The sequence below is a fragment of the Ruegeria sp. CG11 genome (genome assembly GCF_056537245.1).
On record NZ_JBQFRE010000009.1, the window covers coordinates 25,102 to 48,012 of the forward strand.

Here is a 22,911-nt window from a genome sequence, read left to right on the forward strand (position 1 = left end):
GGCTTTCAGGTCTGATCGTCCGGATGCGCCGGAACCGGACCCATCGGGATGATGTCATAACGGGCGTTCAGGTCGGCCATCTTTGCCTCATCCGCAAAGTCGGCCTCGCTCATTGTCGCAAGCTCGGCCAGAAAACCGTCAAACCCCGAGGGCTGAAAGATCATCAGCATCCGCGCCGGTTCACCCCCGGCCACGCGGCACGCATGTGGCACGCCCGCAGGGACATGCATCGTTGTACCCGCCGTGCACCGGTGCCAGTCGCCATCGACGAAGAAGTCCACCTCACCGTCCAGAAAGTAGAATGTCTCGGCATGATTGTCATGGCGATGAAGGCCAAGCGCGAAGCTGGCCTTCAAGTTGTCTTCCATGAGCGTATAGGCACCACCTGAGTCCTGACCGGACACCTTGACGAAGGTATGGTCGTTTTCCCAGTCATAGTTGGGGCCCTCACCGGGCCCCAGTTTGGAGTATCGCTTGCTCATGGCACCTCCGTCCGGGGTTACGCGCGCAGCCGCTCGTTTGCCGGATCCCAGAGCGGTTGGTCCTCTTGTACCACAGCGCGGTATTTCTGACCGTAGATTTCCACCTCAAGCTCAGTGCCCGGGTTGGCGGCTTCGGTCTTCACCATGCCCAGCGCGATGGATTTGCCAACGCGATAGCCCCAGGCGCCCGAAGTGGTCTCACCCACGATCTCACCGTTCTGCGAGATGCAGGACATGTAGGGCGCATCGCAATCACCGGCCTCGACGGTCAGCGTGACAAAGGATTTCTTCACCCCTTGCTGCTTTTCGTTCTGGATCGCGGCCTTGCCGGGGAAGTCCTGCGGTTTGTCCAGCTTGACGAACCGCTCCAGACCACCTTCCAGCAGTGAGTAGTCGCTGGACAGATCGCCCTTCCAGGTGCGGTAGCCCTTCTCGATCCGCAGCGCGTTCAACGCATACATGCCGAAAGGCGTTGCACCGGCATCGAGGATCGCGTCGTAGATCGCTGGCATGTCCTCGTTCAGGGCGTGCACCTCCCAACCCAGCTCACCGGCGAAGGAAACGCGGATCAGGAAGGCCGATTTACCGGCGACAGTTGCCGCCTGATGGGTCAGCCAGCCGGTGGACAGGTCCGCATCGCTCAGACCCGACAGGATCTCACGCGATTTCGGGCCGGTCACGATCAGCGTGTCACGGGTGGTGGTGACATCTTCGACCGAAACACCGGCAGGCATCGCCTTCGTCAGGATGTCACGGTCATGCCACTGAGCAGTCGCTGCGGTGATCATCATGAACTCATCCTCGCCCAGACGGACACAGGACATTTCTGTCAGGATGCGGCCCCGGTCGTCCGAGACATAAACCAGGTTGATGCGGCCAACCTTGGGCAGGCCACCGGTGATCAGGCCGCGCAGAGCTTCAGCTGCTCCTTCACCTTTGACCATGAAACGCGAGAAGCCCGGCAGGTCGAGCACGCCGCAATTGTCGCGAACGGCTTCACACTCTTCCTTGATGCGTTGTTCCCACGGGCCGGACCGACCCCATGTGTGCGTGGCGTCCTCAGAGGTGTCGTCGCCCGGCTTGGCAAACCAGTTGGCACGCTCCCAGCCGTTATAAGCCCCCATAACGCCGCCCAGTTCCTTGACCTTGGCATGGACCGGAGACAGCTTCTTGTCGCGCGCTGCTGGCCATTCGTGGTGCGGAAAGTGCATGGCGTATTCGTTGCCGTAAACTTCCACACCTTTCTGGTTGCAGTAATCCTGATCGGTATAATCGGTGTAGCGGCGCGGATCGACCGCCCACATATCCCATTCGGTGTGGCCATCAACGATCCATTCGGCCAGCACCTTGCCTGCGCCACCGCCCTGCGCGATGCCGAAGGTAAAGCTGTGGGCCTCGAACGCATTTGTCACGCCCGGCATCGGGCCGATCAGCGGCAGACCGTCGGGCGCATAGGGGATCGGGCCGTTGATCACACGGCCAACACCCGAGGTCGCCATCAGCGGCACCCGCTCCATCGCGTCGGTGACGATGTCTTCGATACGGTCCAGATCGTCATTCCACAGCTGGAAGGAGAAATCCTCGGGCATCGGATCATCTTCGGTCATCCAGTGGCCCTTGCAGTTGGGCTCGTAGGGACCAAGGTTGAAGCCGTTCTTTTCCTGACGCAGGTAGTACGAGATATCCACGTCCCGCAGCAGCGGCAGCTTGCCACCGTTCTCTTTCGACCATGCCTCGATCTCGGGCACTTCGTCGGTCAGCAGGTACTGGTGGCTCATGACCATCGCAGGCACGGTACGGCCGCCATAGGGCTTGAACATCTCACCCACGCGCTGCGCATAGTAACCGGCGGCGTTCACCACATAGTCACAGGCGATGTCGCCCTGATCGGTGTGCACGGTCCAGGTGCCGTCTTCGTGCTGGGTCACATTGGTCGCCGGGCAGAAACGGATGATCTTCTGGCCCAGATCGCGCGCGCCCTTAGCAAAGGCCTGAGTCAGCTGCGCCGGGTCGATGTCACCATCGGTCGGGTCGTACAGCACGCCTTCCAGATCATGGGTTTCGAGGAACGGGTAACGCTCTTTCGCCTGTTCCGGAGTCCACATCTCCATCGGGATGCCCTGATACAGGCCCATCGACATGGCGCGTTCGAATTCCTGCATGCGCTCTTTGCTGTGCGCCAAACGGATCGAACCCGACACGTGGTAATTCATCGGGTAATCAACTTCTTCGGCCAGACGCGAATACAGCTCGGTCGAATAGCGCTGCATGTTCATGATCGCCCACGAGGTCGAGAAGGTCGGCACGTTACCCGCCGCGTGCCATGTCGAACCGGCAGTCAGTTCGTTCTTTTCCAGCAGAACGCAGTCGGTCCAGCCCTTCTTGGCCAGATGATACAGGGACGAACAGCCAACGACGCCGCCGCCGATGATGACCACACGGGCCTTGGTTGGAAAATCACTCATGAGCTTGGATCCTCTTTTACTGTGCCTCTTGGGGCAGATCGTCTGTGATGTCGTAGTAGTCGCCCTTGTCGGCCACAAAGATGTGCCGGGCGAGGTGCAGTCCGGTGGGTTCGCTCAGGGCGCCCATGGAAATCGAAATCGTATCCTCGTCATTGTGCTGCCAGAACAGGAACGAACCGCAGGCACTGCAAAAGCCACGCCGGGCAATGTCGGAGGCGCGGAACCAGCGCAGCGTGTCACTGGCGGTAAAGCTGAGATTGTCCTGATGGGTCGAAGTCGAAGCCCAGACATGGCCCGATTGCTTGCGGCACTGGCCGCAATGGCAGGCCGAAGGCGGCGACAGATCGCCGTCAATGGCAAACGAAACAGCACCACAAAGACAGGAACCGGTGTGCATGTGATTACCTCCTAGCTGCCGGCGAATGGACAGGCATCGGCCCCACGCCACAAACGATGAATGCAGGACCCGACATGTCAGTACACCGGCGGTGCGATGACCCAGATGGCCACTGCGGGCTCATCATAGGGGTTGGCCCATTGATAGGGTTCGTTCTTGATCCGGAAACTGTCCCCCGGACCGACCGAAAACGCGCGCCCCCCGATCACCAGATCCAAACGACCCGACACCATATAGCCGACCTCCTGCGTGGGGCGGTTCGCGGGCGTCTGCATCTTTGAATGCGGCTTGAACGTGGAATGCACCATCTCGAAGTCATCAGTCAGATCGGGTGACAACAGTTCTTCGATCAGCCCTTCCTCGCCCGACCCCATCGGGCGGCGCGATCCGGCGCGCACGACATACCCCTGCTCGTCCGCTGGTGCTGAGGAATGCGCGAACAGCATCGACATCGGCACACCCAGACATTCCGAAATCTGGCGCAGGTCCGAGATCGAGGGATCCGACATGTCCCGCTCGACCTGACTGAGCCACCCGACCGAGCGTTTCAGACGTTCGGCTATTTCGGTCAGCGTCAGCCCGCGCGCCTTGCGCAGAGCGCGGATATCCGCACCAAGCGTCGCGCTGTGGGGGGCCTGAGTGTTCACGTGCCGCTCCGATTCTTGTGAAATTTTCCTCTTCTTTTTCACGATGACCCAGATTCGTGAAATTTCCAAGAGTTTTTTCATTTGCACGTGAAACCGTGCCTGTTTATGCCAAGGCCATGTGGATTGCAGTGATCTATCTTTGGGCGATCAACGCCCTGACGCTATTGGCATTTGCGTGGGACAAGGCCCGCGCCCGGCGGCGCAAAGGCAGGGTTCCGGAGCGTCGATTGTTATGGCTGGCCGCACTGGGCGGCAGTCCGGGCGCAGTGGTCGGTCGGTGGATTTTCAACCACAAAACCCGCAAGCGCGGCTTTTCGATGCGGCTGTTCGGGATCTTCGGATTTCAAGGCGCCGTCTGTTACCTTGTTCTGTCAGACAGGCTGCAGAATTGGTTGTGAACCTAGAGTGACTTTCGACTTTGCTTGAGAAAAGCAGGATTTATAGTTGGATTATGATCGAACCACCCGAGCGACATCACACAGCCGCAGCAATTGATTTTATATCAAAGCGACTTGGTTTGAGAAATGACCCGGGCATGCAAGATTGGGAATTCGAAGTCGCCGAAGCTTCTGATCTGCACAGATATCTGAGCTTATACGACGAGGCGGCTGATAAAGAAGACGTGCGCTTCACATTGGCCGACATGATCATTCAGGCGTTTGAAGAATCAGGCGACAACTTGTCCGTAAACCCAAAATGGGAGACGTTTCTTGAGACCTTGGTCAGAGGTATTGATATCCACGGCTGCCAGATCTGGTACTGGGCGTGCTGGGATTATCAGCTTGACGAAGCTTGGAACGTAACGCCGTTCATGCGGTCCCTCTGCGAAACGCACTTCGCCGCAGAAAAGTAGCCGCCAAAGCGGCGAAATCAGGCCAACAATCGCCTCGCCTGTACAAGAGGTTTTCTTCGGCAACACTTACCATCTGAATCAAACGCTGGAGAATACTCTATCCAATATGGAACTCAGCCGTGCCGCATCTTCGTCGTCAAACGCATCCGGCTGATCACTGTCGATATCAAACACTGCGATCACGCCACCCGATGCATCCCGCACCGGCAGCACCAGTTCCGACCGGGTGGATGAGGCGCAGGCGATGTGGCCCGGAAACGCGTCTACATCCGGCACCAGCTGCACCTCGCCGGTGCGCGCCGCCGCGCCACAGACGCCGCGTTCGAATGGGATAACCAGACAGCCGTGACCGCCCTGATAGGGGCCGATCTTTAGCACGCCCGGTTCGGTCACCCGGTAAAACCCGGTCCAGTCAAAACGGTCGTCGGCGTGGTGCACCTCGCTGGCAATCGTTGCCATCAGGGCGACCTGATCTGTTTCGCCTTCGGTAAGGGCGGAAATGGTCTTGGCAAGCGTGTCGTAATCAACGGTCATGTTCAGTCTTTTCCGGGCTGGGCGGGGGCGCTGCCCCCGGACCCCCGGAGTATTTGGAAAACGATGAGGCGTCAAACCCGTTCGATAGCGATGGCCGTGCCTTCACCACCGCCGATGCAGATGGCCGCAACGCCGCGTTTGAGATTTCGCTTTTCCAACGCGTTCAGCAGCGTCACCATGATGCGCGCGCCCGACGCGCCGATCGGGTGGCCCAAGGCGCAGGCACCGCCGTTCACGTTCACCTTGTCGCGCGGCAGGCCCATTTCGTGCATGAAGGCCATGGGGACAACGGCAAAGGCCTCGTTCACTTCCCACAGGTCCACATCGTCTTTAGACCAGCCAATGGCCGCAAGCAGCTTTTGCGCCGCCGGAACCGGAGCGGTCGTGAACAGGCCCGGAGCCTGCGCGTGGCTGGCGTGACCTACGATGCGGGCGCGCACGGTCAGGCCCTGCGCTTCTGCAGCATCGGCCGAGGCCAGCACCAATGCCGCGGCACCGTCAGAAATTGATGAGGAATTGGCCGCCGTCACCGTACCGTCCTTGCGGAAGGCGGGTTTCAGTGTTGGGATTTTGTCGGGTCGCGCGGACTGCGGTTGCTCGTCTGCGCCAAAAGTAACCTCACCCTTGCGGGTCCGGGTGGTCACAGGTGCAATCTCGCCTTCGAACGCACCGCTTTCCTGCGCGGACAGAGCGTTGGACAGCGATTGAAGCGCATATTCGTCCTGTGCCTCACGGGTGAATTGGAAAGATTCGGCGCAGTCCTCGGCGAAGGTGCCCATCAGGCGGCCCTTGTCATAGGCGTCCTCAAGCCCGTCCAGAAACATGTGATCGACCACCTGACCATGCCCGATCCGCGCACCACCACGCATCTTGGGCAACAGGTAGGGGGCGTTGGTCATGCTTTCCATCCCGCCGGCAATCATCGTATTCGCGTGACCCAGAGCGATCTGGTCAAAGGCCATCATCGCCGCCTTCATCCCCGATCCGCACATCTTGTTCAGGGTTGTTGCGGGCACCTCTTCACCCAGACCCGCAGCGAATCCGGCCTGGCGCGCTGGCGCCTGACCCTGACCGGCGGGCAGAACGCAGCCCATCAGCACCTCATCCACTGTGTCAGCACCCGCGCCCTGCAGCGCGGCACGGATGGCGGTTCCGCCCAGCTCGGCGGCAGCCACACCGTCGAACATTCCCTGAAACCCTCCCATGGGTGTGCGCGCGGCCCCGGCGATAACAACCTGTTTCATCGGCGTGTTCCTCCTCTTTTTCCATCCGATGGATACCGAATGGTAAGATTTGCCGTCTAGCGTATTTCTACCAGTGATTTTCAGATTAAAGGACCGTCGCGCATGGCCCTGACCAGCACAACGACCGACGCAACCCAGATTATCAAAGTACATTCAGACCGGATCGATGCGGCCATGGCTATCCAGTTCAAGGAAGACATGCGCAACGAGGCCGAAGGCGGCGCCATACGGGTGGTGCTGGACCTGAGCAGCGTGGAGTTCATCGACTCGAGCGGTCTGGGCGCCATCGTCGCCTCGATGAAGCAACTCGGCAACGACCGCAGACTGGATCTGGCCGGGTTGCATCCCTTCGTCGAAAAGGTGTTTCGGCTGACCCGCATGGACACGGTGTTCAAACTGTACCCGACGCTGGATGATGCCTTGTCGGCCGCCGCCGGCTGACCTTCCTGACCATCTGAATAGGCCCAATGCCCATGTGTGACGGCAAATGTTTGGATCTGAGCTTTGCAGCGACCGAATCTGAGGCCAGCGCCGGAATTGCGCAGCTCAGCAGATGCCTGGCGACACAGGGGCTGCCGCAGCACAAGGCGGGGGACGTGAAGATTGCTTTGGCCGAAGCGATCAACAATGTAGTCGAACACGCCTATGCCGACGTGACGCCCGCCAAGGTCAAGGTGCGGTGCCGCCTGCACCGGAACTGGCTGGATATTCTGATTTCGGACACCGGCAACCCCCTACCCGGATTTCGGGTGCCGGACGGCGTACCAGCACCGTTGGGATCAACCATCGACGAGTTGCCCGAGGGTGGATTCGGCTGGTTCCTGATCCATGAATTGACCAGCGATATCCGGTATGAACGCTCTGACGGCTGCAATCGATTGTCGCTGCGGTTCGACTTTCCCGATCCAGCCTGACGGCAAGAAAACGCCACAATAAGGCCCAGATCGAACCATTGTAGCGCCGCAAACAACGGACAAAGATATACCTGTAGCTCAGATAGCTTCCCTCGGCGCCAAGTGTCACAGCCCCCACCCAGTGAACGGCGCCGAGGACCTTCTCCTTCATGTTCATGTGACTGGACAACTTCTGACCGCGCGATACCTTCGGCGCGTTCAAATCGGGGAAAAGCATCATGCGGGATTTTCACACTCCGGGCCGGTCCGAAGTTCTGGCGACCGAAGGGATGTGCGCCACGTCGCACCCTCTGGCGGCGAAAGTGGCCGTGGATATTCTTGCACGGGGCGGCAACGCGATGGATGCGGCCATTGCCGGAGCGGTCCTGCTGGGCATTTGCGAGCCTCAGATGACCGGATTGGGCGGCGATTGCTTTGTCCTCTACAACCGGGCCGGAGAGGATGAGATCCGCGCCCTGAATGGCTCGGGTCGTGCACCTGCCGCGGCCGATGCGGAAACACTAAGGGCGCAAGGGCTGACTGCGGTGCCCCTGAACACCGCGGACGCCGTGACCATCCCCGGCGCGGTTGATGCGTTCTGTCATCTGGCAGAGACCGAGGGCAAACTGGGCCTGGACGCCATCCTGCAACCCTCCATTCACTATGCCGAGGCCGGAGTGCCAGTTGCGCCAAGGGTCACTTTGGACTGGGCGACCGGGGCGGCCACACTGCAAGGGGCGGCGCGGGGGCACTATCTGATCAACGACAAAGCGCCCGAGGTCGGGCAGATTTTCCGTTCCCCCGGCCAGGCCGAAGTTCTGCGTCGGATTGCCCGAAACGGGCGGGACGCGTTTTACTCCGACGAAATTGCCGGCGACATGATCGCGGCGCTGACCGAACGAGGCGGCACCCACACGGTCGAGGATTTTCAGGCCACGGCCTGCACCAAAACCCTACCCGTCAGCGGAACGTATAGCGGGCTGGAATTAGTCGAGCATCCGCCCAACGGTCAGGGTGCGACCGCGATTTTGCTGCTGAACATCCTCAAGAATTTCGACCTTGCCAGCATGGATCCGTTCGGGACCGAGCGTCTGCATATCGAGGCCGAGGCCTCAAAGCTGGCCTATGACGCGCGCAACCGGTTCATTGCTGATCCCGATAACACGACCCATGCGGCCCGGTTCCTGGATCAGGACGTTGCAGACAAGCTGGCAGCCCTGGTCGACCCAAAGCGCGCAATGCCTGCTGCGGCCCCGCTGACCGAGTCCATTCACAAGGACACCGTCTATATCACCGTGGTGGACCGGGACAGGATGGCGGTGTCGCTGATCTATTCGATCTTCCACAGCTTCGGCTCGGGGATCGCGTCCGAGAAATATGGCATTCTACTGCAGAACCGCGGGGCGGGCTTTACCCTTCAGGCGGGTCATCCCAATGAGTTCGGTGGCGGCAAACGCCCCATGCACACGATCATCCCCGGGCTCTTGAAACAGAATGGCCGGGTCCTGATGCCGTTCGGAGTGATGGGCGGCGCCTATCAGCCCACCGGTCATGCCCGGTTCGTGTCAAACCTGACCGACCACGGGTTGGGCATGCAGGCCAGCATTGATGCACCGCGTGCTTTTGCGGACAATGGTGTTTTGAAGCTGGAACGCGGTATTTCGCCCAAGGTAGCTCAACAATTGTGTGAAATTGGCCACACTGTTGAGCTGCCGGAAACGCCACTGGGCGGAGCACAGGGCATTCGAATCTGTGAAAACGGCGTTCTGAAGGGCGCAAGTGACCCGCGAAAAGACGGCTGCGCGCTGGGATATTGACCGACAAACGCGCGGTCAGAGGACCTCAATTCAGATGGAAGTGCAGCGGGTAGGACCCGTTTTCAAACGGACCGAACATATCGGGGATATCCGGGTGCTCAACCGGTTCTCCAGACTGATCCGCAACTAGATTTTGTTCTGAAACATAAGCAACATAGAAGGACTGATCGTTTTCCGCCAACAGGTGGTAAAACGGCTGATCCTTGATCGGGCGGCTGTCTTCGGGGATGGCCTGATACCACTCTTCGGTATTCGAAAACTCTGCATCCACGTCAAAAATCACCCCCCGGAAGGGATGTTTCTTATGACGGACCACCTGACCCAGGCGGTACTTGGCATGTGTCTTCAGCATTGTTTCTGCCCCCAATAGTCTTACTACCTGTTTCCGGGTCGAAATGCCAATAATTGATCCGAATTTAAGGGAAACAGTCTGTGAACCTCCTGCTGACAGTGTTCGAAATCGTGGCCCCGGTCTTTCTTTTGGCCGGTATTGGATTCGCCTGGGTGAAGCTGGGATTCGAGTACCGGTTGGAGTTTGTGACCCGCCTTGGCGTCACGCTTGCGGTGCCCAGTCTGATCTTTGTGGCCCTGATGCAAACCGAAATCCCGGGCGGAGATCTGACCCGCTTTACACTGGCCGCCATTGCCGGACATGTGGGGCTGGCAATCGTTTTCGAGGTGTTCGTACATCTGCGTGGATTGGACCGCAGAACCTACCTGTCTCCGCTGATTTTCGGGAACACTGGCAACTTGGGCCTGCCGCTGTGCATCTTTGCCTTTGGGCAGGCCGGGCTGGGCTATGCGGTCATTTTTCTGGCTGTCACTGCCCTGCTGTCTTTCACATACGGCATCTATCTGGTGGCCGGGAAAGGAGGCTTCGGCAAAGCGGCACGGGAACCGATGGTCTGGGCGACTCTGTTGGGGGCCCTGTTCCTTTGGCGCGGTTGGCAAACCCCAGTCTTTTTGACCAACACGCTGGAACTGTTGGGGCAGATGGCCATTCCGATGATGCTGATCACAGTCGGGGTAGCAATCGCCCGCCTGACAACACAGAAAATAGGGCAGGCTGTCTGGCTATCCCTGATCAAGCTCGTCGTGTGCTTTGCTTTGGGATGGGCTTTGGCCGTCTTGTTCGCCCTCGATTCCATAGCGTTTGGAGTGATGGTCCTGCAAATGTGCACACCAGTTGCGGTGACGTCTTATCTTTTGGCGGAACGGTTTGAGGCGGATGCAGACGCAGTGGCAGGGATGGTCATGATCTCGACAGTCCTGTCTGTCGCCGCGTTACCTCTCATTCTAGCTATTGTTCTGTAACGATTGTGATTTCCTAAAAGCTCAATCTGCGCTAGAATAAAAGAAAAAGGCACGAGGCACATGAGCAGATTTTTTATCGTACTCTTCGGGGTGCTGCTTTTGGCATCCTGTGGGGGTGGCTCCAAGCAGCCGCCCAGCAAGCTGAATGACGCGTGCAGCATTGCGCGGGAACGGCCCGAATACATGAAGGCCTTTAAAAACACCGAGCGAAAATGGGGCGTTCCGGTCCACGTGCAGATGGCGACGATCTATCAGGAAAGCCGCTATAAGCACGATGCCCGCACGCCGCATCAGTATGTTCTGGGCGTGATCCCGATGGGCCGCCAAAGCAGCGCCTATGGCTTCAGCCAGGCACTGGACGGCACATGGGAGCAATACCAGAAAGAAACCGGCAAACGCCGCGCCAAGCGGGATCGTATTCGCGATGCGTCGGATTTCATCGGCTGGTATATGAACAAAAGCTACCAGCGGAATGGCATCCACCCCAGCGACACGCGCAACCAGTACCTCGCCTATCACGAGGGGCACACCGGTTACGCCCGCGGCAGCCACTATGGCAAGACGTGGCTGCTGAACGTAGCCAACGACGTGGACGCGCGCGCCAAGCTGTATCAGGCGCAACTGTCCGGATGCCGCTACTGACAGGTTAGCGGGTCAGCGGTTGCCTGACCCGCTTCTGTTCGATTTTGTAAACAAGTCCCGGCTCAGGTTCTTGCCTGTGTCCAACTGCCCCAGCAGCACGGTAGTCTGGGTGCCCGCATTGTCGTGGATGACCCATTTGCGCAACTCGATCGGGTTGTCAGTGAACATCAGCTCAATCCGACCCGATTCAGGATTCTTGGGGTCCTGAGCGGTGACTACCGTCGCGGTGCCGTCGAAATCGTGACCAACGACCATATTCGCCTGCCCAAGATTCACATTGCGCGCCAGCACCAGCGACAGGGGCGTCCGGTTCAGCGGGTATTGCTCGGGTGGCTGGTTCGACTTGGGGTCAAAAATCTGCACGGTGCCCGTGTTGGCCAGAACAACGGCGCTGCTGGGCGGATCATACTCGAACCGCATCTTGCCCGGCCGCTGCAACCACAGCTTGCCGGTGCTCAGCGAACCGTCATCATTGACCTGAGTGAATGTCGTCTGAACGGTTTTCAGACCGTTCAGATAGTTGGAGATCTGCGACAGCGGCAGTTTTTCGGCCGCCCAGGCCGCCGGGGCGGCCAGGGTCAGGGCAAGGGCAAAAGCAATCTGTTTCATGCGTCACAGATAGGCGCTCTGCCCTTGTTATTAAATATCCTACTGTTCGGGGACGAGGATTTCCCGCTTACCGACGTGATTTGCCGCTGATACAACGCCTTCGTCCTCCATCTGCTCAACCAGGCGCGCCGCCTTGTTGTAGCCGATGGCGAGTTTCCGCTGGATATACGAGGTCGAGCATTTGCGATCCTTGATCACAATCGCCACCGCCTGATCGTAGAGGGCATCTTCTCCGTTCGTGTTGCCACCGGTGTTCAGGCCCAGAACGGCATCGATATTTTCAGCCTTTTCCTCAGCCGGGCCATCGACCACGCCGCTCATGTAATCAGGCGGGCCGAACTGTTTCAGATGGTTGACGATTTCCTCAACCTCTTCGTCCGAGACAAAGGGCCCGTGGCAACGGGTGATCTTGGCGCCACCCGCCATATACAGCATATCGCCCTGCCCCAGCAGTTGCTCGGCGCCCATCTCACCCAGAATGGTGCGGCTGTCGACTTTCGACGTCACCTGGAACGAAATCCGTGTCGGGAAGTTCGCTTTGATCGTGCCAGTGATGACGTCAACCGACGGGCGCTGCGTGGCCATGATCAGGTGAATGCCCGAGGCCCGCGCCATCTGCGCCAGACGCTGAATGCAGGCTTCGATCTCTTTGCCTGCGACCATCATCAGGTCGGCCATCTCGTCGACGATGACAACGATATAGGGCATCGCTTCGGGTGCGAATTCCTCGGTCTCGAACACGGGCTCGCCGGTTTCGTCGTCGAACCCGGTCTGCACCGTACGGCTGAACAGCTCGCCCTTGTCCAGCGCGTCCTTAACGCGGCCGTTGTAGCCCGCAATGTTGCGGACGCCCATCTTGGACATCTTGCGATAGCGATCCTCCATCTCACCCACGACCCATTTCAAGGCCACAACTGCCTTTTTCGGATCGGTCACGACGGGCGAGAGCAGATGCGGGATGCCGTCATAGACCGACAATTCTAACATCTTGGGGTCGATCATGATCAGGCGGCATTCATCCGGCGTCAGCTTGTACAGCAGCGACAGGATCATCGTGTTGATCGCCACCGACTTACCGGACCCGGTGGTTCCCGCGATCAGCAGGTGAGGCATTTTTGCAAGGTTCGCCACAACGGACTCACCACCGATATCCTTGCCCAGCGCCAGCGGCAGTGCGTGGTTGCCATCGCCAAAATCGCGGCTGGCGAGGATCTCGCGCAGCACCACCATCTCACGGTTTTCATTCGGCAGTTCGATCCCGATAACCGAGCGGCCCGGCAGGGTCGAAACCCGCGCCGACAGGGCCGACATCGAGCGCGCGATATCATCCGCCAGACCGATCACGCGGCTGGCTTTCAGGCCCGGAGCGGGCTCCAGTTCGTACATGGTGACAACGGGGCCGGGACGAACGCTAACGATCTCACCCTTCACTCCATAGTCATCCAGCACGTTTTCGAGCATCCGCGCGTTTTCCTCCAGCGCCTCATCGCTGAGGTGATGGCGCTGAATGCTGGCCGGGTTGGAAAGCAGGCCCAGCGGCGGCAGTTCGAAATCGGAATGCCGTTCCTCAAAGGACAACGCTGGCTGCGCTTCGGCCTGGGCCCGGCGCGAGGGCGGCGGGGCTCGACGCACGGGTTGGGCCACCACCGGCTTGCGCGGCTCGGCCACCGGGATTTTCATCGCCGGGCGCGGCTGCGGTTCGGGTTCGGGCATCGGAGTATCCTCGAACACCGCTTCGTCTTCGAAATCCGGCTCGGGCGCGAAATCCTCATGCAGCGGCTCCTGCTGCCATTCCGGTGCGGGCTCTGCAGTCAAGATCGGTTCCGGCGGCAGACCGGTCGAGGTCATCGGCGGTTCGGGCGGCAATTCTTCCCCACCTCTGGGGTTCAGGATCAGCGGGTCCGGCCCACGGCCCCGCCCCTTGGTCAGCGGCAGGTTCGGGTCATGCTCGGGCGCCATCTCGCCCGCGGCGACCTTGCGGTTGCGCACGGCGGCGGAAATCTTGGACCGGATGCGGTCCTCGCCCGGCATCTCGTCAAAGCCCGCTATGGGTTCGGGATCGACCAGTTCGGGTTCGGGCATCGGCTCGGGGCGGCGGATCAGGCTGGGCATCCGTGCCAGCAAACCGGTTTTTGCAGGCTCAGGTTCGTCGAATTCCGGCTCTTCAAAGATCGGGTCTTCAAAGGCGATTTCATCGTCGAAAACGGCATCGGCGCGGGCGGTCTTGCGTTCCTCCCACTGCGCGCGACGATCGCGCGCGGCCTGCGCGGTGGCGGCAGCACCACGGCCCAGCAGGTTCATCAGCATGTCGTAGGACATCACCAGACCCAGCAGGAAGGCGCGGAATCCTTTGCGCACATCGGCCTTGGTAAAGCCCAGAACAAAAACTCCCAGCACCAGCATTCCGGCGGCCATCGCCAGCGACATCAGCTTGACCATGAAATGCGAGGAGATTGGCAACAGCGTCAGAAGCGCGCCCATAACGGTATCACCGAACAGACCACCCAGACCAAAGCTGTGGGTCGTGCGCCATGCCTCACCCGGCACCAGCGTTGCGGCATAGACCGAGACAACGGCAATCCAGATCGGGGCAAAGATCAGGCGGGCGACCGCGCGTTCTGCGCCGAAATGCCCAGCAAAACGCACACCCCAGCCGATCAGCACCAGCGCAATACTCCAGCTGCCCCAGCCCACGATCATAAACAAGGGTGCCGCAATCGAGGCACCAATCCGTCCCATCCAGTTCTGCACCGGCGCGTCCGTCGAGACCATCCAGTTCGGATCATCCGGCGTATAGGACCAAATCATTGCGGCAGCGGCCAGCCCCAGCAGGATCAGGGCGATCCCGATCAGTTCCTTGCTGCGCCGCTCAATCGCGGCCTGAGTCGTGCTGTCCAACAATGGATCGCGGTTGCGCGCGTTCAATGATGCCATTTTGCCCTCGTACCTCACGAATAGATGCAGTCGCGGAGCTTGATCAGCCCTTGCTGCAACTCTGTTTTTGGGGCCACCAAAGCGACCCGGATAAATTGCTCGCCCGGGTTTTGCCCCGGATCACCTTGAGAAAGATATGCGCCCGGCAGCACCCGAACACCGGTTTGCTTCCAGACCTTCAATGCAGTTTCTTCACCGTTCTCGACCGGCAGCCACAGGAAAAACCCTGCCTCGGGCGGCATATAGCCCTGAATGCCTGCGAAAATTTCGTCGGCAATCGTGTATTTTTCCTGATAGAGCGCGCGGTTTTCGGCAACGTGTTCTTCATCCGCCCAAACCCGGGCAGCAGCGGCCTGCAACGGCAGCGGCAGCGGCGCGCCTGCATAGCTGCGCAACTGTTTGACCCGTTTTATCGTCTCGGGGCCACCGGCAATCAGGCCCGACCGCAGGCCAGCCAGATTGGACCGTTTCGACAGCGAGTTGAACAGAGTGACCCGCTCGGGGTCAGCGCCCAGTTCCTGCGCCACGGTCAGCGCCCCCGTGGGGGCCTCATCGCGGTAGATCTCGGAATAACATTCGTCGGCGAAGATGCGGAAATCGTATTTCTCGGCCAGTTGGATCAGCTCGACCCAATAGTCGTGCGAGGCCACCGCCCCCTGCGGGTTGGCAGGCGAACAGATATAGGCCGCGACGGTGCGGTTCAGGACATCCTCGGGCAGGCCTGCATAGTCCGGCAGATGGCCGGTGGTGGCCGTGGCGGGCACGAAAACCGGCTCAGCCCGGACCGAGATCGAAGCGACCATATAGACCTGATAGAACGGGTTCGGGCACAGGATGACTGGTTTCTGGCCGTGTTTTTCCTCGGGGCACAGCGCCATGGCGGCGTTGTACAACCCTTCGCGCGTGCCGTTCAGGGCCATCACGTTGGTTTCAGGGTCCATCGTGACGCCATAGCGGCGGCTGATCCAGTCGGTGATCGAACCACGCAGCTCGGGCGAGCCTTCATTCGGCGGATAGCCCTGAAACCCGGCGGCGTTTTCGGTGATCACATCTGTCACCCACGCCGGAAAATCGTGCATCGGCGCGCCGATGGTCATGTGAATCACGTCGCCGCCCGGCTGGTGGTGGTCCAACAGGGTGCGCAGACGCGGGAATGCGTATTCCGGTAGGTTCGAAAACCGCTCGGGGAAGTTCATAACTGCTGCCTCAATATCGGGATCGTTTTCGCCCCGTTTTTTTGGCAGGTTACAGATCACACCCCGTTTCGTCCAGACAAAGAGGTGCCGAATCAGGGGATTGTGACATTCAGGCCAAAGCAGCTTCGGCCGCTGATCCCAGCCTTAACAGAGCCTCTTCCGACCCCGGATAACCCATCATCATCAGCCCGCAGCCGGGTGTTCCGGTGGGCAATGTCAGCGCCGCCAACCCCATCAGGTTGCCAATCCGCGTGTTACGCAGGGCCAGCAGGTTTTCAGTAACGTAGTAATCATGGTCAGCCATCAGCCGGTCCAGATTCGGCGGCAAGATAGGGGATGTGGGGGCCAGAACCGCGTCAAACCCGGCGGTGGCTGCGTCCCACGCGGCACGGATGGCCTTCAGCTTGGACCAGGCGGCGATGTAGTCGGGGCCCGAGGCGTTCTTGCCCCCGCGGAACCGCTCCAGAATTTCCGGATACATCGCGTCCGGGTTCGCCTCGATCACGTCGCGCCACAACCCGTAGGCTTCGGTTGTGTAGAGGATACCGGACAGGCCCATCGCCTCGTTCAGTTCTGGCACAGCAAGGGGCACGATCTCGGCCCCGGCATCCCGCAGCCGTTCCAGCGCGTCGTCGAAAGCCATGCCCGGGGCGTCCCGCAGATCATCTCTGGCGACGTTCTGAAGATCGGCAAAGCGGCGACCTTTCAGACTGGCCCCGCGCAGATCGGCCGGTGAGTTCCCTTCCATCATCGCCAACAGATGGGCTGCATCCTCAACCGACCGGGCCAGAGGACCGGCGGTATCGAAGCGCAAACACAAGGGCACCACCCCTTCCAAACTGACGCGCCCGGCGGTGGTTTTCAGCCCGACCAAATTGTTCCAGGCCGCCGGGATGCGCACCGATCCACCCGTGTCCGAGCCGATCCCACCTGCCGCCAACCCCCAGGCCACCGATGCACCGGCCCCCGAGGAAGACCCGCCCGGCACCGCCTCTTCATCGTTGATACAGGGCGGCGTTCCGTTGATGGGGTTCAGGCCAAGCCCGGAAAAGGCCAGCTCGCTCATGTTAGTTTTACCCAGACAGACGGCTCCCAATGCAGTGGCGTTGCGTAGAACAACCGCGTCCGCCTCGGGCACGCGGCCTTTCAACAGGGCCGACCCGGCCTCGGTCGCGGTTCCGGCGGTGTCGAACAGGTCTTTCCAGCTGATCGGCACGCCATCCAGCAACGACAGGCGCAGGCCCAGCTTGGCGCGTTCTTGCGCCGCCCTTGCTTCGGCGCGGGCACGGTCGTGGGTTACGCGGGCATAGATCCGATCGCTATGGGGGTGGGCGTCGATGGCCGAGAGGTAGGTCTCGGTCAGTTCCACCGGATCAATCCGGCCCATGCCGATACCCCTGCCCAGATCACACGCCGTCATGGTCAGCCAATCCTGCATCCCTGCCCCCCAAAAAATTCTGCTGCATCGGACGGTAGCGACAGGACCGCACATGGACAATCCCGAAAGGCCGCGCATATTGCGGGTCATGGAACAGAAGACCGATATCCTGATCGTTGGCGGCGGGCTGAATGGCCCGGCCCTGGCCCTGGCTTTGGCGCAGACGGGGCATTCCGTCACTGTGATCGACGCCTTGGCCGAGACAGTACGCAAGAACGCGGCCTTTGACGGGCGCGCCTATGCGCTGGCGCTGGCATCGCAACGCCTGCTGGACGCAATCGGGGTATGGGAGCGGGTCGCCGAACACGCCCAGCCGATGTTGGAGATCAAAGTCACCGACGGGCATGCAGGCGCAGGACCCTCTCCCTTCTTCATGCATTTCGACCACGCCGAGATCGAAGAAGGCCCGATGGGCTATATGGTCGAGGACCGCCACCTGCGTCGCGCCTTTCTGGATGCGATGGCCGAGGAAGAGGGCATCACCCAGATCAGCGGTCGAACGGTCATCGCGCAAGAGGCTGACGCAACCGGTGTGACCCTGACGCTGGACGATAACAGCACCGTCACCGGTGGCCTGTTGGTGGGCTGCGACGGCCGCCGTAGCGGCACCGCTCTGCGCGCTGGTATCAAGCGCACCGGCTGGGACTACGGCCAAACCGCGCTGGTTTGCGCCATCGAACACGACCTGCCCCATCAAGGCATCGCGCATCAGTTTTTCATGCCCCCCGGCCCGCTGGCAATTCTGCCGCTGACTGGCAACCGCAGTTCGATTGTCTGGAGCGAACAGGCCGAGGCAGCACAACGCATCAATGCGCTGACCGAAGACGAGTATTTGCAGGTTCTGCGCCCCCGATTCGGGGATTTTCTGGGCGACATCCGCCTGCAGGGAGACCGATTCACGTATCCGCTGAACCTGACCATCGCCAATTCCTTTATCGGAGACCGCATGGCTCTGGTCGGAGACGCCGCCCACGGCATGCACCCGATTGCCGGGCAAGGTCTGAATGCGGGCCTGCGCGACGTGGGCGCGCTGGCCGAGGTGCTGACGCTGGCCGGACGACGGGGCGAGGATATTGGCTCGGTTCTGGTGCTTGAGCGCTATCAGGAATGGCGTCGCTTTGACACCGCCTCGCTTGCATTGGCGACGGATGTATTCAACAGGTTGTTTTCCAACGACAATTCGCTGCTGCGCATGGGTCGCGATATTGGAATGGGGATTGTCGGCTCTCTGCCCGGACTACGCCGGGGCTTTGTGCGCGAGGCCGCCGGGTTGACCGGAGACCTGCCGAAACTGCTGCAAGGCCGCCCGATTTAATCGAGCACGCGCGCCTCATCGACCAGCATCACCGGGATACCATTGCGGATCGGAAAGGCCAAACCGGCCGCCTTGGACACCAGTTCCTGCTTTTCGGCGTCATAGTGCAGCGTGGTGTGCGTCTGCGGGCAGATCAGCGCCTCAAGCATGTGACGGTCAAAGGGGTGTTCGGGGTCGGTCATTGCAGTTTTTCCTCGTTCGTTCCGCCGCGCATGGCGAATTCTATCAATGTCACCAAAGTCTCGCGTCGGGTGCGCAGGCATGGGGCTTCAAGCAACGCCTGTTTTTCTTCGGGGTCGAAGTCCAGCAACATCGACAGTGAGTTGACCAGCAGCTCATCATCGGCGTCTTTCAACGTGTCCCAATCCGTCGACAGCTGGCGCGAGGCGAAGAAGCGTTCCAGCAAATACAAAAACTGCGAACGGTCAAAGCCTTCATCCAGTTCGGTTTTGCCCAGATCGCGGTCAAACCCGCCCCAGGACACGGCGCAGCGTCGGTATGGCGTGAAGGCATCAAGCTCGGACGTGATGCGGAACCGCGAAATACCGGTCAGCGTGATCAGATAGCGGCCATCTTCGGTTTCGGAAAACTGCGTCACCCGCCCGGCACAGCCGATCTGGTGCAAGTTGTCCTCATCGCTCTGGCAGGGGTTCGGCTGCACCATTCCGATCAGCCGTTCCGGCGTTTTCAGGGCATCATCCAACATCTGCAGGTAACGCGGCTCGAAAATATGCAGCGGCAAGCGGGAACGGGGCAGCAGCAGCGCCCCGGGCAAAGGAAAAACGGATACCGTTTCCGGCAGATCAGCGGGATGCATCATGTACCCGAGTGTAGCTCTGATCCCAAATTAGGCAAATATCATCGAGCTGAGCTTGCGCCGCCCGTTCAGAACAATCGGATCGTTGGGCTTGAGCGCATCGAAGATGGTGAACAGCTGCGTCTTGGCGGCGCCGTCATTCCAATCACGATCGCGACGGAACAGTTCCAATAGCTGTGCCACGGCCTCTTCCACATCCCCATTGGCGTGCAGAGCCTGCGCCAGATCGAACCGGGCCTGATGGTTGTCGGGCTCGGCCTCAACCGCTGCGGTCAGTTCGGCCACCGGACCCGCATCTGCGGCCTGTTTCGCCAGTTCCAGTTGCGCATTGGCGGCTTCCAACTCGGGCGAAGAGGAAATCTCGGCCGGAGCACCATTCAGAATCGCCTCGGCCTGCTCCAGATCGCCTGCCGCGATATGAGCGCGGACCAAACCGCCATAAGCACCGGCATGGTTGGGGTCTTCACCCAGAATGGCGGCGAAAGTTTGGGCCGCGTCACTGGCGGCGCCCTCAGACAGCATCTCTTCAGCCGCAGCAACGGCGTCGTCCAGTTGCCCACCAGGGCTTTCGCCACCCGCGGCTTCGATCACGCGGTCGACAAATGCCTTGATCTCGGATCCCGGCAACGCGCCCTGAAACCCGTCCACGGGCTGCCCCTTGAAAAACGCGTACACGGTCGGGATCGACTGGACGCGCAGTTGCGCGGCGATCATCTGCGCCTCGTCCACGTTGATCTTGACCATCTTCACCGCGCCCTTGGCGGCGGTCACGGCCTCTTCCAGCAGCGGGCCCAGCGTTTTGCACGGGCCACACCATGGCGCCCAGAAATCCACGATGACAGGGATCTCCTGCGAGGTTTCGACAACGTCGGCCATGAACGTGGCCTCGGTTCCATCCTTGATCAGATCGGTGGCCTCGGGGGCACCTGCGGCGTTCAGAAGGTCCATGGCATTCACTCTTTCGTTCGAACTCGCGCCCTATATGCAACCGCTGGCTGCGGAAACCAAGGGCCGAGTTGCGGGGTCACAGGTCGAAACTGGCAAAAACGGGGGCGTGGTCGCTGGGCTTCTCCCACCCACGCGCGTCGCGCAGGATACGACTGGAATGGCCCGCGTTGGAAATGTCCGGCGTGGCCCAGACGTGATCCAGCCGCCGCCCCTTGTCTGCCGCGTCCCAATCGCGCGCCCGGTAGGACCACCAGCTATAGAGCTGCCCTTCGGGAATGTCCTGCCGCGTGATATCGACCCAACCGCCAGCATCTTGCGTCTCGGCCAAGTGTTCAACCTCGATCGGCGTGTGCGAGACGACCTTGAGCAGTTGTTTATGAGACCACACGTCATCCTCACGCGGGGCGATGTTCAGATCGCCGACCAGAATGGATTTCTCGGGCTTTTCCGCGTGGAACCAGTCGCGCATATCGGTGAGGTAATCGAGCTTTTGCCCGAACTTCTCGTTCTTTTCCCGATCCGGGATGTCACCGCCCGCAGGGACATAGAAATTGTGAATGGTGACGCCATTCTCCAGCCGTCCCGCAATGTGGCGGGCATGGCCGAGGCCGGCGAAATCCTTGTCGCCCACCTCCTCCATCGGCAGACGAGACAGGATGGCGACGCCGTTATAGCCCTTTTGCCCCCGCGCGACCATGTGGGTGTAACCCAGTTCAGCAAACCCTTCGGTCGGGATTTTTTCGACCGGAGACTTGCACTCCTGCAAACACAGAACATCCGGCGCTTCTTCCTGCAGCAGTTTCAGCACGATGGGCTCGCGCAGGCGGACCGAGTTGATGTTCCAGGTGGCAAGGGTAAAGGGCATAAGGGATTCCTCTGTCGCGGGTTGGACGGAGGTTAGCGTGATGCACATTTGTGAACCATGGGAAAAGGGCACACAAACATCCAAAAAAATGGTAGCAATGCGAGCAAACGAACTTTGCGTGATAAAGAACTAAAAAATTGCAACTCCAAAGTTGCATTGTGCCTGTCCTTGAAGATCAACCACCTCCGACACAAGAACAGCTGCTGAGTGCTGTCACAGCACCAAATTCTTCAATCGGCAGCAATACGCAGTTTGCGAGCGCCAATCGCAATCAGCAAGCCACTCGCACCATCTAAAAAACACCAACAATTCCAGCGGATCCAGGATCACTGTCCCCTCGCGCTCCACAAAAGACCAATAATTACTGCGGATTTCCCCTCGTTAACATCCGGTTAATCTGAGGATTTATAAAAAAATCATGTAGTTCTTAACGAGTTGAATATGGGTAAGCAAATTAAACGGGAGCTGTTCCCACCATTAGATAGTAATGAGCCCAACTTTCAGGGTTCGAGCGGGAACAGCTCCCTAAAATCTTTGTTTCAAATCTTTAAATCGGCGAGCCCAATTGCTTTATGTTTTTTCCTTTTGGCCATTTGCCTTCTTGAAGCTTCCGTTGAAAAATTTGTGTCGCTCTTGATGTGAAATACGATCAGCCTAGCGTGTATCTGAGCGACCCCTCACAAAAAAAGCCGGGCCAAAGGCCCGGCAGTCCAACAGGGAGGTACATGTCATGACCCGGACATGCACGGGTTGGGAGAACTCTAATTACACATCCAGAGTATCACTTTGATCCACGTCAATCCACAACGAGTTAAGAGACCAATCGATATCCGCCCGATTCTGTGACCAAAAGGCGTGCATTGGACGGATCAGGCTCGATCTTCTGGCGCAGACGATAGATGTGGGTTTCCAGTGTGTGAGTGGTGACCCCGGCGTTATAGCCCCAGACCTCGTGCAGCAGCACGTCGCGGGCGACCACGCCATCGGTCGAGCGGTACAGGAACTTGAGAATATTGGTTTCTTTCTCAGTCAGGCGGATTTTGCGATCATCTTCGGTGATCAGCATCTTCATCGCAGGCTTGAAGGTATACGGCCCCAGAACGAACACCGCGTCCTCGGACTGTTCGTGCTGGCGTAGCTGGGCACGGATACGGGCCAGCAGGACCGGAAATTTGAACGGCTTTGAGACGTAATCGTTGGCACCCGCGTCCAGACCCAGAATGGTATCGGCGTCGCTGTCATGGCCGGTCAGCATCAGAATCGGGCTTTTGACACCCTGCTTGCGCATCAGACGGCAAAGCTCGCGCCCGTCAGTATCCGGCAGGCCGACGTCCAGAATGACCAGATCGTAAATCGCTTCACGCGCGCGCTCCATCGCGGATGCCCCGTCATGGGCTTCGAACACGTCGAAATCCTCGGTCATCACAAGTTGCTCACTGAGCGCCTCGCGCAGGTCTTCGTCGTCATCCACCAGCAGGATTTTCTTGAGCTGAGCCATGTG

24 protein-coding genes are annotated in these 22,911 nt (G+C 59.8%); 8 read left to right on the forward strand and 16 right to left on the reverse strand.

The annotated features are described in order from the left end of the window. Positions 1 to 5: 5 nt before the first annotated feature. The 4 genes from ACR0KW_RS16855 to ACR0KW_RS16870 all read right to left on the reverse strand — a co-directional run bounded on the left by ACR0KW_RS16855 (position 6) and on the right by ACR0KW_RS16870 (position 3,991). The gene (locus ACR0KW_RS16855; RefSeq protein WP_480806046.1) at positions 6 to 482 is read right to left on the reverse strand and encodes a cupin domain-containing protein; all 477 of its coding nucleotides are present in this window, start codon (positions 480 to 482) and stop codon (positions 6 to 8) included. Positions 483 to 499: 17 nt separating this feature from the next. Next, positions 500 to 2,947 carry a GcvT family protein gene (locus ACR0KW_RS16860; protein ID WP_480806047.1) on the reverse strand — a complete coding sequence of 816 codons (2,448 nt, stop codon included), beginning with the start codon at positions 2,945 to 2,947 and terminating at the stop codon, positions 500 to 502. 16 nt (positions 2,948 to 2,963) lie between these two features. Further along, complete coding sequence (locus ACR0KW_RS16865) at positions 2,964 to 3,344, reverse strand: GFA family protein (protein ID WP_480806048.1); 381 nt, start codon at positions 3,342 to 3,344, stop codon at positions 2,964 to 2,966. Between the two features lie 77 nt (positions 3,345 to 3,421). Beyond that, positions 3,422 to 3,991, reverse strand: a complete 570-nt coding sequence (locus ACR0KW_RS16870) for a helix-turn-helix domain-containing protein (RefSeq protein ID WP_480806049.1) — start codon at positions 3,989 to 3,991, stop codon at positions 3,422 to 3,424. Between the two features lie 56 nt (positions 3,992 to 4,047). Between ACR0KW_RS16870 and ACR0KW_RS16875 the strand changes: the two genes are divergently transcribed. Together ACR0KW_RS16875 and ACR0KW_RS16880 are read left to right on the forward strand one after the other, a co-directional pair. Further along, complete coding sequence (locus tag ACR0KW_RS16875) at positions 4,048 to 4,389, forward strand: DUF1294 domain-containing protein (RefSeq protein ID WP_480806050.1); 342 nt, start codon at positions 4,048 to 4,050, stop codon at positions 4,387 to 4,389. Between the two features lie 53 nt (positions 4,390 to 4,442). Beyond that, positions 4,443 to 4,844, forward strand: a complete 402-nt coding sequence (locus tag ACR0KW_RS16880; protein WP_480806051.1) for a hypothetical protein — start codon at positions 4,443 to 4,445, stop codon at positions 4,842 to 4,844. 78 nt (positions 4,845 to 4,922) lie between these two features. On the opposite strand, the gene ACR0KW_RS16885 is transcribed toward ACR0KW_RS16880, so the two are convergent. Both ACR0KW_RS16885 and ACR0KW_RS16890 read right to left on the reverse strand, forming a co-directional pair. After that, a complete protein-coding gene (locus ACR0KW_RS16885) occupies positions 4,923 to 5,378 on the reverse strand; it encodes a GAF domain-containing protein (RefSeq protein ID WP_480806052.1) in 456 nt (151 codons plus the stop codon). Positions 5,379 to 5,449: 71 nt separating this feature from the next. Then, entirely contained in the window at positions 5,450 to 6,622 is a 1,173-nt protein-coding gene (locus ACR0KW_RS16890; protein ID WP_480806053.1) for a thiolase family protein, read from the reverse strand. Positions 6,623 to 6,724: 102 nt separating this feature from the next. On the opposite strand from ACR0KW_RS16890, the gene ACR0KW_RS16895 reads away from it, so the two are divergent. The 3 genes from ACR0KW_RS16895 to ACR0KW_RS16905 all read left to right on the forward strand — a co-directional run bounded on the left by ACR0KW_RS16895 (position 6,725) and on the right by ACR0KW_RS16905 (position 9,332). Beyond that, on the forward strand, positions 6,725 to 7,063 hold the full coding sequence (locus ACR0KW_RS16895; protein WP_480806054.1) for an STAS domain-containing protein: 339 nt from the start codon (positions 6,725 to 6,727) through the stop codon (positions 7,061 to 7,063). A gap of 32 nt (positions 7,064 to 7,095) precedes the next feature. Further along, on the forward strand, positions 7,096 to 7,536 hold the full coding sequence (locus ACR0KW_RS16900) for an ATP-binding protein (RefSeq protein ID WP_480806055.1): 441 nt from the start codon (positions 7,096 to 7,098) through the stop codon (positions 7,534 to 7,536). A gap of 218 nt (positions 7,537 to 7,754) precedes the next feature. Beyond that, positions 7,755 to 9,332 carry a gamma-glutamyltransferase family protein gene (locus tag ACR0KW_RS16905; protein ID WP_480806056.1) on the forward strand — a complete coding sequence of 526 codons (1,578 nt, stop codon included), beginning with the start codon at positions 7,755 to 7,757 and terminating at the stop codon, positions 9,330 to 9,332. Between the two features lie 25 nt (positions 9,333 to 9,357). Here the strand turns inward: ACR0KW_RS16905 and hspQ are convergent, their stop codons facing one another. Beyond that, positions 9,358 to 9,684, reverse strand: a complete 327-nt coding sequence (gene hspQ / locus ACR0KW_RS16910; RefSeq protein ID WP_170328114.1) for a heat shock protein HspQ — start codon at positions 9,682 to 9,684, stop codon at positions 9,358 to 9,360. 80 nt (positions 9,685 to 9,764) lie between these two features. Here hspQ and ACR0KW_RS16915 point away from each other — a divergent pair, with 80 nt between their 5' ends. Both ACR0KW_RS16915 and ACR0KW_RS16920 read left to right on the forward strand, forming a co-directional pair. After that, positions 9,765 to 10,646 carry an AEC family transporter gene (locus tag ACR0KW_RS16915; RefSeq protein WP_480806057.1) on the forward strand — a complete coding sequence of 294 codons (882 nt, stop codon included), beginning with the start codon at positions 9,765 to 9,767 and terminating at the stop codon, positions 10,644 to 10,646. Between the two features lie 60 nt (positions 10,647 to 10,706). Then, a complete protein-coding gene (locus ACR0KW_RS16920; protein WP_480806058.1) occupies positions 10,707 to 11,288 on the forward strand; it encodes a transglycosylase SLT domain-containing protein in 582 nt (193 codons plus the stop codon). A gap of 12 nt (positions 11,289 to 11,300) precedes the next feature. Here the strand turns inward: ACR0KW_RS16920 and ACR0KW_RS16925 are convergent, their stop codons facing one another. The 4 genes from ACR0KW_RS16925 to ACR0KW_RS16940 form a co-directional block, all read right to left on the reverse strand. Further along, complete coding sequence (locus tag ACR0KW_RS16925; protein WP_480806059.1) at positions 11,301 to 11,897, reverse strand: LolA family protein; 597 nt, start codon at positions 11,895 to 11,897, stop codon at positions 11,301 to 11,303. A 39-nt stretch (positions 11,898 to 11,936) separates the two neighbouring features. Then, entirely contained in the window at positions 11,937 to 14,831 is a 2,895-nt protein-coding gene (locus ACR0KW_RS16930) for a DNA translocase FtsK 4TM domain-containing protein (RefSeq protein ID WP_480806060.1), read from the reverse strand. A gap of 14 nt (positions 14,832 to 14,845) precedes the next feature. After that, positions 14,846 to 16,027 (reverse strand): aminotransferase class I/II-fold pyridoxal phosphate-dependent enzyme, encoded by a 1,182-nt coding sequence (locus tag ACR0KW_RS16935; protein ID WP_480806140.1) that lies wholly within the window; start codon positions 16,025 to 16,027, stop codon positions 14,846 to 14,848. A gap of 109 nt (positions 16,028 to 16,136) precedes the next feature. Further along, positions 16,137 to 17,465 (reverse strand): amidase, encoded by a 1,329-nt coding sequence (locus ACR0KW_RS16940; RefSeq protein WP_480806061.1) that lies wholly within the window; start codon positions 17,463 to 17,465, stop codon positions 16,137 to 16,139. A gap of 52 nt (positions 17,466 to 17,517) precedes the next feature. On the opposite strand from ACR0KW_RS16940, the gene ACR0KW_RS16945 reads away from it, so the two are divergent. Further along, positions 17,518 to 18,780: an FAD-dependent monooxygenase gene (locus tag ACR0KW_RS16945; RefSeq protein ID WP_480806062.1), complete on the forward strand. Its 1,263-nt coding sequence runs from the start codon at positions 17,518 to 17,520 to the stop codon at positions 18,778 to 18,780. Here ACR0KW_RS16945 and ACR0KW_RS16950 read toward each other — a convergent pair. The 5 genes from ACR0KW_RS16950 to ACR0KW_RS16970 form a co-directional block, all read right to left on the reverse strand. Then, complete coding sequence (locus tag ACR0KW_RS16950) at positions 18,777 to 18,962, reverse strand: Trm112 family protein (protein ID WP_170328107.1); 186 nt, start codon at positions 18,960 to 18,962, stop codon at positions 18,777 to 18,779. The two genes, ACR0KW_RS16945 and ACR0KW_RS16950, sit on opposite strands and share 4 nt — an antisense overlap. Then, positions 18,959 to 19,600, reverse strand: a complete 642-nt coding sequence (locus tag ACR0KW_RS16955) for an LON peptidase substrate-binding domain-containing protein (protein WP_480806063.1) — start codon at positions 19,598 to 19,600, stop codon at positions 18,959 to 18,961. The genes ACR0KW_RS16950 and ACR0KW_RS16955 overlap by 4 nt, the downstream gene beginning before the upstream one ends. Before the next feature lie 27 nt (positions 19,601 to 19,627). After that, positions 19,628 to 20,545, reverse strand: coding sequence for a thioredoxin (trxA, locus tag ACR0KW_RS16960; protein ID WP_480806064.1), 918 nt, complete (start codon positions 20,543 to 20,545; stop codon positions 19,628 to 19,630). Positions 20,546 to 20,621: 76 nt separating this feature from the next. Further along, a complete protein-coding gene (locus ACR0KW_RS16965; protein WP_480806065.1) occupies positions 20,622 to 21,410 on the reverse strand; it encodes an exodeoxyribonuclease III in 789 nt (262 codons plus the stop codon). An 811-nt stretch (positions 21,411 to 22,221) separates the two neighbouring features. Then, complete coding sequence (locus ACR0KW_RS16970; RefSeq protein WP_170328103.1) at positions 22,222 to 22,908, reverse strand: response regulator transcription factor; 687 nt, start codon at positions 22,906 to 22,908, stop codon at positions 22,222 to 22,224. Positions 22,909 to 22,911 lie beyond the last annotated feature (3 nt).